Genomic DNA, 13,105 nt, shown 5'->3' with positions numbered 1-13,105 from the left:
ATGCCGGATACGTTTGTGCAGACCGGTCACAGGCATCTTCATCGACGACCTTGCAGACGGGGCGGGCCATACGTTTTTTTGATTGACGGACGTCGTCGGCAGATCGGCGCCCTATAGCCAACTCTGCGCGAGAACTTCCTCGGCGAGCCGATCCCGACGTGTTGGGACGGTTACCAGTCTTCGGCACCGGCACCGGCGGCCCGGTCGTCCGACGGACGCCCGGTGACGGAACTGGCGAAGGCGGCGCACGGCTTACGAGGGCCCTCGCCCCGCGCGCGACCGAGTTCGTAACTCGGCCGTTTTTGTTGAGCGATTTGTATGAGTTATAAAACGGTGCGTCAATCGGCGCCGCGCAGAGCACACGGAAAAAGCGTGGATGCTGTTGAAGGCGGTTGCGCCGTGTGGGCGGGGCCGCGCCGGCAGGCGACGGCCCGGGATTTCAGCCGCGTCCGACGAACGGCATCTTGGTCGCCATCACGGTCATGAACTGGACGTTCGCCTCCAGGGGAAGGTTCGCCATCATCAGCACCGCGTCGCCGACATGGTCCGGGTCCATCACCGCCTCAGGCCGCGTCGAGCCATCGGGCTGCGCGACGCCGGCCTTCATCTTGCCGCCCATCGGGGTGTCGGCGTTGCCGATATCGATCTGGCCGCAGGCGATGTCGTAGGCGCGCCCATCCAGCGAAGTCGCCTTGGTCAGGCCGGTCACGGCGTGCTTCGTCGCCGTGTAGGCGATCGAATTCGGCCGCGGGGCATGGGCCGAGATCGAACCATTGTTGATGATCCGGCCGCCGCGGGGATCCTGGTCGCGCATGATCCGGAAGGCGTGCTGGGTGCACAGGAACAGCGCCGTCAGGTTGGTGTCGATCACCTGGCGCCAGGTCTCGAGCGGCAGATCCTCCAGCGGGACAGCCGGGGCACCGATCCCGGCATTGTTGAACAGCAGGTCGAGACGGCCGAACCGGCCTTTGGTCTGCGCGAACAGGTTGGCGATCGACTCCGGGTCGGTCACATCGGTGGGCACCACGAGGGCGCGGCCGGGCTCGATCCGCGCCGCGACCTCGTCGAGCGGCGCCTGCCGCCGCCCGGACAGCACGACGGTCCATCCGGCCCCGGCGAGCGCCAGGGCCGAAGCCTTGCCGACCCCCGTCCCCGCTCCGGTCACGATCGCGATCCGACCAGCCACCGACATCGCCGCCTCCCTGTTCCATGACGTTGCCCCGGCTGTACCGGACCGCCGTGGCGGCGCGAAGGGCGATCCGTTTCAGATGCATGGGGACCGTAGCGACCGGCAACACGCTATGGTGGAGATGACGGTACGCGGGATCGGGAGCGGCGGGATGCGGGCCTTTCGGGAAACAGGTGCGATCGCGGCCGCAGCGGAGCGCAGATGAGCGCACCCGAGATCCCGTTCCTGGCCGGACTCGACGCGGCGGCGGTCTCGGCCGTCCGTGCCCGCATGGTCTCGATGGCGGTGCCAGCCGGCCGGACCCTGTTCGAGCAGGGCGATGTCGGCGACGCGCTCTACACGCTGGTTTCCGGCGCGGTCGGCGTCTCGACGCGCGATCGCCACGGGATCTTCACCCGGATCGCCCGGCTGCGCCCACCCGAGACCTTCGGCGAGATGGCGCTCCTGTCCGAGGCGCCGCGCGCCGCGACCGTCATGGCACTGCGGGATTCGCAGTTCCTGTGCCTGACCCGCGCCGCCTTCGAGACCGTGATCACGGAGCATCCGCACACGCTCCTCTACTTCGCCCGCATGCTCGCCGAGCGCCTGCGCACGCTCTACGACGGCCATTCGGTGCATCACGCGCCGCGCACCTTCGTGGTTCTGGCGGTGACGGATGGCCCGGACCCGGAGCCGCTCGCCCACGATTTCGCCGCCGCCCTCGACGCGATCCTGCCGGGGAAAACGGCTTGCCTGAGCCGGTGGCCGGATGGGGCCGACGAGGACTGGGTTCACGCCTTCGAGGCCCGGCATGCGCGGACGGTGTTCGTTGCGCGGGACATCGGCGACGCGTGGTCGCGGCTGAGTCAGCGCCTCGGCGACCATGTTCTGTTGCTTGCCGAGCCCGGCGCGCCGCCGCGCCCCGGCGTGACCGCCTATCTGGAGCGGGTGCGGTCCGACTGGATCCGCATGGACCTGGTGGTGCGCCAGGACCCCGCGGCATCGCGCCCGAAGGCCCTGCACCCGCAGGTCGCCGGCCTGCCCGTTGCGATGCGGGTCCAGGTCCGCCCCGGCCGGCACCTCGACGTCCGTCGGCTTGCACGGCTGGCCAGCGGGGTCGGGCGGGGACTGGTGCTCGGCGGCGGCGGCGCGCGCGCCTTTGCCCATCTCGGCGTGCTCCAGGCCCTGGACGAGGCCGGCTGCTCGCCGGACTTCGTGGGCGGCACCAGCATGGGAGCGATCATCGCCGCCAGCCTCGCCATGGGCTGGAGCCTCGCCGAGATCCAGGCGCAGACCGAGGCCTCGTTCGCCGGCCGCAGCCTGATCAACGATTACACTTTGCCCATCCACGCCCTGACGCGGGGTTCCAAGGTCGACGCAGGTCTCGCCGAACGCTACGGCGGCGCGCGGATCGAGGACCTGTGGCTGCCGTATTTCTGCGTGTCGTCGAACCTGACGACCGGGCGGGCGATGATCCACCGCGCCGGGGACCTGCCCAAGGCCTTGCGGGCGAGCATCGCGATCCCGGGACTGCTGCCCCCAGTCCTGTGCGAGGCGGGCGTGCTGGTCGACGGGGGCATGATGAACAACGTGCCCGCGGACGTCGCCGCCGAACTGGAGCGTGGTCCGGTCCTGGCCGTCGATGTCGGCAGCGACCGCGCGTTCCAGGACATGCCCATCCGGGGCTGGCGCGGCCGGCTCCTGCGCAGGTTGATCGGCTCGCCGGCCGCGATGCCGGGCCTGGCGCCGCTCTTGTTGCGCGCGGCCACCGTGTCGAGCGACGCGCAAACCATGATGGCCGCGGCCCACGCCACGGCCCTGCTCAGACCGCCGCTCGCCGGCATCGATCTGCGCGCGTGGTCGAGCTTCCGGGAATCGGCCGAGCTCGGTTACCGGGACACCCGCGCGAACATCGAGGCCGGACATCTGGCGCAGTGGCTCGATCCGATGCGCTGACCGATCGCCGGATCGCGCAGGGCGGTCGCGCGTGTGCCAGCACACCGTGGCGACGAGCAGGGGGTAACCAGATGCCCCGGTCAACGATCTTCCCTGAGACGAAGACACGCTGAGCTCGAAGACGATGACTACGAATTCTTCAGGACCACGCAACCGGACCGATAGCGCGCGGGCATCAAGCCTACGGGATGGCGATGGCGCACCCTATGTCCCCGCCTCGGGAGCCCTGCTGCACGGTGCCGCCTTCGTCCTGCTCTGTCTCTGGACGCGGACATCTCCGGATCGGCTCAGGGACCAACTCGCGGCCGAGGCGGGCGCCTGTTCCGCCCTTGGCTTCTGACGGGATGGATGCACGGCCGGCGGCCCACGTGAGCCGTCGGGCCTGACGGAGCACGGGATCGGATGAACGATGTAGCGGGCGTTGCGATGCGCCGGGTCGTCCTGCCGGGGGTGACCCTGCACGTGGCCGAGGCCGGTCCGCAGGCGGGTCCGCCGACCATCCTCCTGCACGGCTTTCCCGAATCCTGGTACGGCTGGCGCCATCAGATCGGAGCGCTCTCGGAGGCAGGCTTGCGGCTGGTCGTGCCCGATCAGCGCGGTTACGGCCTCAGCGACAAGCCGCACGGCATCGCCGCCTACCATCTCGACCGGCTGGCCGGTGACGTGATCGCCCTGGCCGACGCCTGCGGCTTCCGGACGATCCGCCTCGTCGGCCACGATTGGGGTGGGCTGGTCGCGTGGTGGGTCGCGAGCCTGTATCCCGACCGCATCGACCGGCTCGCGATCCTCAACGCGCCGCATCCGGGCATTGTCGGATCCTACATCCGCCGCCACCCGGGGCAGTGGCTGCGGAGCTCCTATGTCGGCCTGTTCCAGATCCCCGTGCTGCCCGAGCGGCTGCTGACGGCGGATCGGTGCCGGGCCTTGCGGCGGGCGCTGACCCGCACGAGCCGGCCCGGGGCCTTCGCGGCTTCGGACCTCGATCGCTATGTCGAGGCCTGGCTGCAGCCGGGCGCGATGACCGCCATGCTGAACTGGTACCGTGCCTTGGCGCAGTTGCCGCGGACGGCGCCGCCGCGGGTCCGCGTGCCGACCCTGATCCTCTGGGGCAAGCAGGACACCGCCCTGCAATCCGGCCTCGCGGAGGCGAGCCTGGATCTCTGCGAGGACGGGCGGATCGCGTGGTTCCCAAGCGCGAGCCACTGGCTCGCTCACGAGGAGCCGGTGGCCGTCAACAGCGCGTTGCAAGCGTTTCTGGTCTGAATCACGATCCCGGGCCGACCCCGCTCATCTCTTCGACGGGCTGTCTGCGTTCAGTGCCGATCCCGGAAAGCCTGCATCCGGCTCGGTCTCGTGCGTGTCGAGCCGACGAAAGTCTCACGGTTTCGGCAGTCGAGCGCTTAATTCATCTCAGAAGTTGTATTATCATGACCTCGATTTTGCTCAAGGTAGGTCTATCGACGAAACACGCTCTGGACCTTGGGACAATCCGATTTTTCCATCGATGGGACTGAATCTTTTCCAGCAGAGTCTTGGGAACTTCGCCAGCTGCAGATCATTGTGGATCGCCTTCTCGAAGTCGGATGGAGTATTTTAAAAATGTCTTTTCGTTCACTGCTGACCGCTAGCTTGGTCTTGGGCGGTCTCGTCGCCGGAACGGCGGCGGTTCAGGCGGCCCCGGCGCTGCCGCAATCGGGCCTGACGGGTCACGACATGATCGATCAGGTCGCGATGCATCACCGCCACGATCACCGGATGCACCGCCATCATTCCACGCGCCATCAGCGCCGGATGCGCCGCATGAATACGATGCACCACGGCAACCCGAACTCGAAGAACCCGTCGCGGCCGGGCTACCAGCAGAACCTGGGCAGCACCACCGGCGGCCCGCGTTACTGAGCCGTCCCTCCCAGTTCGAATGACAGCCCGGCGCCGCAAGCGCCGGGTTTTTCTATGTCGGAGCGACGGCATCCACCGACGATGACGGCTTCTCCCCAGGCGCGTAGCCCGGGACGGCCTGATTCGGCAGACGCACTCTGCTAAGAGGCGCCATGGCCCGAACCGCCGTCCGCATCGCCGACACACCGCCCGCCGCCAGCCTGGATCCGGCCGGCGCAACGCCGATGATGGCGCAGTACATCGAGATCAAGGCGGCCAACCCCGACTGCCTTCTGTTCTACCGGATGGGGGATTTCTACGAGCTGTTCTTCGGCGACGCCGAGATCGCGTCGCGGGCTCTCGGGATCGTGCTGACCAAGCGCGGCCGGCACGGTGGCGCCGAAATCCCGATGTGCGGCGTGCCGGTCGACCGCGCCGACGACTACCTCAGCCGCCTGATCGCGCTGGGCAACCGGGTCGCTGTCTGCGAGCAGACCGAGGATCCCGCCGAAGCCAAGCGGCGCGGCCCGAAATCGGTGGTGCGACGCGAGGTGGTCCGCCTCGTCACGCCGGGCACGATCACGGAGGATCGCCTGCTCGATCCGGCCAGCGCCAATCTCCTGCTGGCGATCGGCCGCCGCAAGACCGGGGAGGGGGCCACGGCGTACGGCCTCGCCGCCATCGACATCTCCACCGGCCGCTTCTCCCTGAGCGAGGTCTCGGGTGGCGATCTCGCCGGCGCCATCGCCCGACACGATCCCCGGGAGATCGTCCTGTCGGAGGCGATCCACGCCGATCCGGCGCTGGCGCGGATCTGGCAGGAGAGCCGGGCCGCGATCGTCCCCCTGGCCCAAGCCGAACTGGAGCCCGCCGCGGCCGAGCGGCGGGTGCGCGAGCAATACGGGGTCTCGACCCTCGACGGCTTCGGCAATTTCACCCGCGCCGAGATCCAGGCCGCCGGGACCGGGCTCCTCTACATCGCCCGCACGCAGCTCGCCGCCCGGGCGCCCCTCTCGGTGCCGAGCCGCGAGGCGGCGGGGTCGACGCTCGCCATCGACGCCGCCACTCGCGCCAACCTGGAGCTGACCCGCACGCTCTCGGGCGAGCGCACCGGCAGCCTGCTCGACACGATCGACCGGACCGTCACCGCCAACGGCGCCCGCCTGCTGGCCGAGCGCCTGGCGGGGCCGCTCACCGACCTGGAGCGGATCGCCCGCCGGCACGAGACCGTCGCGTATCTCGTCGAGGACCACGGCCTCCGGAAAGCGATCCGCGAGACGCTGGCCCGGGCCCCCGATCTGGCGCGGGCGCTCTCCCGGGTCGGGTTGGGGCGCAGCGGCCCCCGGGACCTGGCCGCGATCCGGGACGGGCTGTCGGCCGCCGCCGGCCTCGGGGCGGTCCTGACGCAGGCCGGCGTAGGCACACCGGAGCTTGCGGAGGTCGCCGAGGCCCTGGGGGCGGCCGATCCGGCCCTGGCGACGTCGCTGCAAGCCGCGTTGGCCGACGAGCTGCCCCTGTCCCGGCGGGACGGCGGCTTCGTCAAAGCGGGGTTTTCCGCGGCGGTGGACGAGGCCCGGCTGCTCGGCCAGGATTCGCGCAAGGTCGTCGCGGCACTCCAGGCCCGCTACGCCGAGGAGACCGGCTGCCGGACGCTGCGGATCAAGCACAACAACCTGCTCGGATATTTCATCGAGGTTCCGCAATCGGTGGGTGAGGCCTGCCTCAAGGGCCTTCAGCGGGACTTCGTGCATCGCCAGACCATGGTCGATGCGATGCGCTTCACGAGCGTCGAATTGGGCGACCTGGAGCGAAGGATCTCCGGCGCTTCGGACCGCGCGCTGGCGCTCGAATCCGCGATCTTCGAAGAAATGGCCCGCCGTATCGTCGAACAGTCTTCGCAGACTGCGCGCGTCGCCGAAGCCCTGGCGTCGCTCGACGTCGCGGCCAGCAACGCCGAACTCGCGGTCGAGCTGGACTGGCGGCGGCCCGAGGTGAACGATACCCTGGCCTTCGCGATCATCGGCGGTCGTCACCCGGTGGTTGAGGCCGCGTTGCGCCGGGCGGGCGAGCCGTTCATTGCCAACGATTGCGACCTGTCGGGCGAGACGCGTGGCCGGATCCGACTGATCACCGGCCCGAACATGGGCGGCAAGTCGACCTTCCTGCGCCAGAACGCCCTGATCGCCGTGCTGGCCCAGATGGGCGCGTTCGTTCCGGCGGCGTCGGCGCAGATCGGGCGGGTCGACCGCTTGTTCTCCAGAGTGGGCGCCGCCGACGACCTGGCGCGCGGGCAATCGACCTTCATGGTCGAGATGGTCGAGACCGCCGCGATCCTCAATCAGGCGAGCCGGCGCTCCCTGGTGATCCTGGACGAGATCGGGCGCGGCACCGCGACCTTCGACGGGCTGTCGATCGCCTGGGCGTGCCTCGAGCACCTCCACGAGGCCAATGCCTGCCGGGCACTGTTCGCCACGCACTTCCACGAGTTGACGGCGCTCGGCGACCGGCTGGCGCGGCTCGACAACGCGACCCTGAAGGTGGCCGAGCACCGCGACGGCGTGGTCTTCCTGCATGAGGTGGTGCCGGGCATCGCCGAGCGCAGTTACGGCCTCCAGGTGGCGCGTCTGGCCGGGCTGCCGGCCAGCGTGGTCACCCGCGCCGGGGCGATCCTGAAGAGCCTGGAGAAGGCGGAGCGCGGGCGTCCGGCCCGGGCCAGGATCGACGACCTGCCGCTGTTCGCAGCCCTCGCCCCGCCACCGCCGCCGGAACCGCCGGCCGAGGATCCGATCGGCACGCTGCTCGACACCATCGATCCGGACGCGCTGACGCCCCGGGAGGCGCTGGACGCGCTCTATCGGCTCAAACGCGAGCGGGCGGAGAAGCGGTGATCGCGGATTGATCTTGGTTCCCGCACCCCCTCATCCAGGGGTGCTGCGCAGCAGCCTCGCTCCGTCGCCTCGACATGAGGGGATTTCATAGGAGCGTTGGGTCTGCAGATTTACGGCGCCGGAGCAAAATGAAAGCCGTCCGGCGCGCCATGCTCCGGCGCACGGCCGGCCCGGCGGTCGCCGACCCAGTCCAGGATGCTGGCGACGACGCGCTCGCTATAGGGCTTGGCGATCACCCCGATGGCACCCGCGAAGTCGTCCGGGATGCGCTTCGCGTTGGCGGTCATGAACACCACGGTGATCCGCGGATCCGCCGAGAGCGCCCGGGCGACCTCGACGCCGGTGGGGCCGTCGACCAGGTGGATGTCCACGAAGGCGACGTCCGGAGTGGCGGAGCGCCCCAGCGCGATCGCCTCGGTCGAACTCCCCGCGATGCCGACGGTGACGTGCCCGAGATCGTCGAGCAGGCATTCGAGTTCGAGGGCGATCAGCACCTCATCCTCGACCACGAGGATGCGGAGCGCAGCGTCCGTGCCGGCATTCCCGCCCCTCATGCGCTGTCCCCATCCCGTTGCAGGGCCCACCAGCGGATCGCGGATCCGGGGAGGCTCCAGGTTCTTCATCGAGCATCGACGCGGTCCGAGAGCCAGCATCCGGCCTTCGGGATGGTGTTCAGGGGCACTGAGCTTGAGGCCTTTGGGCCGAAGACTCAAGCCGGCGCCAGGAGCGGGATATCGATCTGGACATGGGTGCCGGGTCCGGCATCGACCCAGGCGATGGTGCCTCGCAGCTGGCGCACCACCATCTCTACGAGATTACGACCGAAACCGGCGGGGTTCGGGGCCGCCGCCGCGATGCCGACGCCGTCGTCGCGGATCGTCAGGCGCATCCCGGACTCGGTGCGACGGGCAGTGATCGAGACGCGGCCCTCGCGCGCATCCGGGAAGGCGTGACGCAGGGCGTTCGCGGTCAGCTCGTGGATGAGCAGGGCGAGCGGTGCCGCCATGGCGGCCGCCACCGAGATCGGCTCGACCTCCGCCTCGACGCGTCGCGTCTCGTGATCGAGGCCGGCATTCACGTCGGATAGGAACTCGGCCGCGAAATCGCCGAGGTTGAAGTGGGTGCAGTCACCCTCGGAATAGAGCATCCGGTGCGCGGTCGAGAGCGCTCCGATCCGCTCGGCCATGCCCTGGAGCGCGTCCCGGGCCTCGCCCTCCGGCGTGCGCCGGGCCTTCAGCAGCATCAGTGAGGAGATGACCTGAAGATTGTTCTTCACCCGGTGGTCGACCTCGTGAAGCAGAGCGGTCTTCTGCTCCAGAGCCGCACTGAGGTCATGGGTGCGGGCCGCGACCAGGCGCTCCAACTCGTCGTTGTTCACCCGCATGGTGAACTCGCGTTCGCGGGTGTGGGTCATGTCGGATTGCGCCGCGTAGAAATACGCGAGGCCGGCCGCGTCGTGGACCGGCGTGATCGTCATGGCGCTCCAGTAGGGAGAGCCGTCCTTGCGATAGTTCAGCAGCTCGGAGCTGATCGAATCACCGGCTTGGACGGCGGCCCGGATCCGGGCCACCTCGGCCTTGTCGGTTCCAGGCCCCTGGAGCATGCGGCAGTTGCGTCCGACCAGTTCATGGACGGCGAAGCCGCTCAATGCCAGGAACGCGTCGTTGACCCAGGAGATCGGGTTGTCGGGCGCACGCGCGTCGGTGATCACCATCGGGGACGGCGAACGGGCAAAGGCATCGACCAGCATCGCGTTTGGCGGACTGGGCTCGGGGCGGGCACTCAACGCATCATTCCACACTCGATCGACCCGGCTTTAGGATACGGCAACGCCGATCACGCCCCGCGCATGCAGGACGTGGAGACCACGTTAAGCAGGCATCGACCATGATTTAGGCGCACGGCCCCCCGATTCAGCCAAGACCCGAACGGCGCAAGGCTGCCACGATTTCGCGGGATCAAGGCCATTAAGGCTCAGGAGTTCCATGCCATGGCCAACCCGCCACAGGCTGCGCGCCGCTTTCACCTGCGCGACATCGTCGAGGATCGCCGAATCCTGCTGATGCTGGCGCTCGGATTCTCCTCCGGGCTGCCGCTCCTGCTGGTGCTCGGGACCTTCACGCTCCGGCTCGCCTTCTCGGATATCGACGTGCGGGCGATCGGCCTGTTCAGCTACGTCGCGCTGCCGTACTCGCTGAAGTTCCTGTGGGCCCCGGCGATCGACCGGCTGAACGTGCCGGTGCTGAGCAGGCTGCTCGGCCGGCGGCGGGCCTGGATGGTGACCACGCAGGCCGCCGTCGCCCTGTGCCTGATCCTGATGGCCTTCTCGGACCCGAAGACCAACCTGGCGCTGCTCGGCTTCGGGGCCTTCCTGGTGGCCTTCTGCGCGGCGAGCCAGGATGTGGTCGTGGACGGCTGGCGCATCGACGCCGCCGGCAGCGACTTCCAGGGCATCCTGGCGGCGACCTCGAACCTCGGCTACCGGCTCGGGCTGATCGCGGCCGGCGCCGGGGCCCTGTTCATCGCCTCGTCCGGGGGCTGGACGCTGGCCTACCTGATCATGGCGGCCCTGATGCTGGTCGGGATGATCGCCGCGCTGCTGGCGCCGGCCTTCGACGCACCCGCGCGGGTGCAGGCCGACGCGGCCGGGCATTCCCGGTTCTGGTCCATGCGCCGGGCCGTGCTGGAGCCGCTGACCGAGCTGCACGGCCGCTTCGGCGGCGCGCTCTGGGGCATCCTGCTGCTGGTGGCGCTCTACCGTCTGCCGGATTTCCTCTCGGGCGTGATGGCGAGCCCGCTCTATCGGACGCTGGGCTTCGACCTCAAAGAGATCGCAACCGTCACCAAGCTGTACGGCATCTGGGTCGGCATCGCGGGGGGCTTCGCGGGCGGTTGGGCCCTGGCGCGGCTCGGCCTGTTCCCGACGTTGCTGCTCGGCGCCTTCCTGGCCGCCTCCTCGCACCTGTCCTTCGCCTGGCTGTCGGCCGGCGCTCCCGAGATCTGGCGCCTGACGGTGGCGATCTCGATCGAGAACTTCTGCGGCTCCTTCGCCGGCATCGTGCTGATCGCCTACATGTCGAGCCTCACCAGCCCGGCCTACGCGGCGACGCAGTACGCACTGTTCTCCTCGCTCTACGCCCTGCCGGGCAAGCTGGTCGCGGGGTCGTCCGGCTTCGTCGTGGCGGCGATCGGCTATCCGGCCTTCTTCGTGATGACCTCCCTGGTCGGGATCCCGGTGCTGATCCTCTGCCTCGCGGTCGGGCGGCGCGGGCAGCGTCAGGACGAGGCTGCGGCGCGGGCGGCGGACGAGGCGGGGAACCGCATCCCGGCGCCCGAGCTTCCTTCCACGGCGCGGGCTTCCGGCACCGCGTGATGCGATCAGATCCAGGAATTCACGGATGAGCACGAGCGATCTCACTCGCGCCGACGCGACGATGCCGGCGCCGATCCCCGAAATCGCCTTGAGCGAGGCGGACCTCGCCGCCCTGCGCCGGGCCGTGGCGGTGCTGGAGCGGCCGAGCCTGGCCGCCCGCCTGTCGTCGGCGGCCGGCGCCCCGCTCGACATCATCGGCCGCTCGCTGCCCGCCCCGGTGACGGAGGCCGTCGGCCGCTCCACCGAGGCGGCGATGCGCGGCGCGCTGCGGGTCGCCCTGGCGACGCTGCCGCGCAGGGACGTCGTTCCCACCGCGGGTACCGAGATCGAGGCAGTCGCCGCCAAGGCGGACAGCCGGCTGACCCGTCTGCTCGGCTCGGGCGACACCAAGCACAAGGCGTTCGCGGCGCTGTCCGGGGCGCTGGGCGGCGCGTTCGGGCTGGCGACGCTGGCCGTCGAGCTGCCGGTTTCGACCACGCTGATGCTCCGCTCGATCGCCGAAATCGCCCGCGACGAAGGCGAGGACCTAGAAACGCCAGAGGGTGCCTTGGCCTGCGTTCAGGTCTTCGCCCTGGGCGGACGCACCGCGGCCGAGACGGAGGCCGGCTCGGCATTGACCGAGAGCGGCTATTTCGCGGTCCGGGCGGCCCTGGCCAAGACCCTGGCGGAGGCCGCACGCTACGCCGGCAGCAAGACCCTGCTCGACCAGTCGGCTCCGGCCCTGATCCGGTTCACGGCGCAGATCGCGGCCCGATTCGGCTTGGTCGTCTCGCAGAAGGTCGCCGCGCAGGCCGTCCCCGTGCTGGGCGCCTTCGGGGGGGCTGCGGTGAACACCGCCTTCATGAGCCATTTCCAATCGACCGCCCGGGCGCATTTCACGGTCCGGCGGCTCGAGCGGGCCTACGGTCCGGTCGCCGTGCGGGCGGCCTACGAGGTGGAGAAGGCGGCGCTGGGGGCGGCCTGAACGCGCGTCGCCGCCTGAACGGACTTGCGGTCGGCAGCCTCGCTGTCGTCGGGACGGACCGCCTCGGCATTCCGGGTTCGCCTGTGGCCCCGTGAGGCACGCCGAGCGGAACGGCGATCGAATCCCGGATCCGCCTTGATCCGCCTTCCCGGTCCCGCCAGAAACGATCCGTCTGACGCGCAGCGATGGAGGCGATCCTGATCAGCAACGCGGAGATGGTGATGCGGCTCGCCTTGGCGGCGCTGGCCGGCAGCGTCATCGGGCTGGAGCGCGAGCGGCTGCTCTGGGCGGCGGGCCTGCGGACGCACATGCTCGTCTGCGTCGGCTCCTGCCTGATCATGATCGTCTCGGCCTTCGGCTTCAGCGACGTGCTCGGCACCAAGAACGTCGTGCTCGATCCCTCGCGCATCGCCGCGCAGGTCGTCTCGGGAATCGGGTTCCTCGGCGCGGGCACGATCCTGCTGCGCGGCGAGGTCGTGAAGGGGCTCACCACGGCGGCAAGCCTGTGGGGCGTGGCGGCGATCGGGCTCGCGATCGGCAGCGGGCTTTATGTGCCGGCTTTGGCGACGACGGTCCTGGTGGTCGGCATCCTGGCGGGGATCAAGCCGTTCGAGGAACGCTGGCGCGAGCGGATGCGGTCCCAGACCCTGCGCATGACCGTCCGCAAGGGCGGGATGTCGATCGACACCCTCCATGCGGTGACCGGCGAGCGCGCCTCGCGGGTGCGCCAGTTCAGCACCCGGCCGGCTTCAGACCCGAACCTCGACGAGGTCACCGTCACCTTCGTCCGGCTGTCGCGCACGAGCTTCGAAGCGATCGCCGCCAAGCTGCGCGAGACCGCCGAGGTGGTCTCGGTCGATACCGTCGACAGCTGACGT

At 69.7% G+C, this 13,105-nt stretch carries 10 protein-coding genes; 7 read left to right on the top strand and 3 right to left on the bottom strand.

The annotated features are described in order from the left end of the window. Positions 1-439: 439 nt before the first annotated feature. Entirely contained in the window at positions 440-1,192 is a 753-nt protein-coding gene (locus tag AC0IY0_RS10135; RefSeq protein ID WP_147905673.1) for an SDR family oxidoreductase, read from the bottom strand. Positions 1,193-1,390: 198 nt separating this feature from the next. Between AC0IY0_RS10135 and AC0IY0_RS10130 the strand changes: the two genes are divergently transcribed. The 4 genes from AC0IY0_RS10130 (at position 1,391) to mutS (ending at position 7,890) form a co-directional block, all read left to right on the top strand. Beyond that, the gene (locus tag AC0IY0_RS10130) at positions 1,391-3,124 is read left to right on the top strand and encodes a patatin-like phospholipase family protein (protein ID WP_471763722.1); all 1,734 of its coding nucleotides are present in this window, start codon (positions 1,391-1,393) and stop codon (positions 3,122-3,124) included. Positions 3,125-3,526: 402 nt separating this feature from the next. Then, positions 3,527-4,387: an alpha/beta fold hydrolase gene (locus AC0IY0_RS10125; RefSeq protein WP_471763721.1), complete on the top strand. Its 861-nt coding sequence runs from the start codon at positions 3,527-3,529 to the stop codon at positions 4,385-4,387. Between the two features lie 216 nt (positions 4,388-4,603). Continuing rightward, entirely contained in the window at positions 4,604-5,023 is a 420-nt protein-coding gene (locus tag AC0IY0_RS10120) for a hypothetical protein (protein ID WP_471763720.1), read from the top strand. A 152-nt stretch (positions 5,024-5,175) separates the two neighbouring features. Next, positions 5,176-7,890, top strand: coding sequence for a DNA mismatch repair protein MutS (gene mutS / locus AC0IY0_RS10115; RefSeq protein ID WP_471763719.1), 2,715 nt, complete (start codon positions 5,176-5,178; stop codon positions 7,888-7,890). Positions 7,891-8,000: 110 nt separating this feature from the next. Here mutS and AC0IY0_RS10110 read toward each other — a convergent pair whose 3' ends face one another. Together AC0IY0_RS10110 and AC0IY0_RS10105 are read right to left on the bottom strand one after the other, a co-directional pair. Continuing rightward, positions 8,001-8,444: a response regulator gene (locus AC0IY0_RS10110; RefSeq protein WP_147905678.1), complete on the bottom strand. Its 444-nt coding sequence runs from the start codon at positions 8,442-8,444 to the stop codon at positions 8,001-8,003. A gap of 155 nt (positions 8,445-8,599) precedes the next feature. Further along, positions 8,600-9,640 (bottom strand): histidine kinase dimerization/phosphoacceptor domain -containing protein, encoded by a 1,041-nt coding sequence (locus AC0IY0_RS10105; protein ID WP_147938120.1) that lies wholly within the window; start codon positions 9,638-9,640, stop codon positions 8,600-8,602. Positions 9,641-9,880: 240 nt separating this feature from the next. Between AC0IY0_RS10105 and AC0IY0_RS10100 the strand changes: the two genes are divergently transcribed. The 3 genes from AC0IY0_RS10100 (at position 9,881) to AC0IY0_RS10090 (ending at position 13,102) form a co-directional block, all read left to right on the top strand. Then, positions 9,881-11,263 carry an AmpG family muropeptide MFS transporter gene (locus tag AC0IY0_RS10100; protein ID WP_147905679.1) on the top strand — a complete coding sequence of 461 codons (1,383 nt, stop codon included), beginning with the start codon at positions 9,881-9,883 and terminating at the stop codon, positions 11,261-11,263. Positions 11,264-11,288: 25 nt separating this feature from the next. Continuing rightward, positions 11,289-12,227, top strand: coding sequence for an EcsC family protein (locus tag AC0IY0_RS10095; protein ID WP_147905680.1), 939 nt, complete (start codon positions 11,289-11,291; stop codon positions 12,225-12,227). A gap of 215 nt (positions 12,228-12,442) precedes the next feature. After that, positions 12,443-13,102 carry an MgtC/SapB family protein gene (locus tag AC0IY0_RS10090; RefSeq protein WP_471763728.1) on the top strand — a complete coding sequence of 220 codons (660 nt, stop codon included), beginning with the start codon at positions 12,443-12,445 and terminating at the stop codon, positions 13,100-13,102. The last annotated feature ends 3 nt before the right edge of the window (positions 13,103-13,105 follow it).

The sequence above is a fragment of the Methylobacterium sp. AC315 genome (assembly GCF_979253755.1).
The sequence above is the reverse complement of the archived record's forward strand: the minus strand, read 5'-3'. Positions and strand labels throughout refer to the sequence as shown.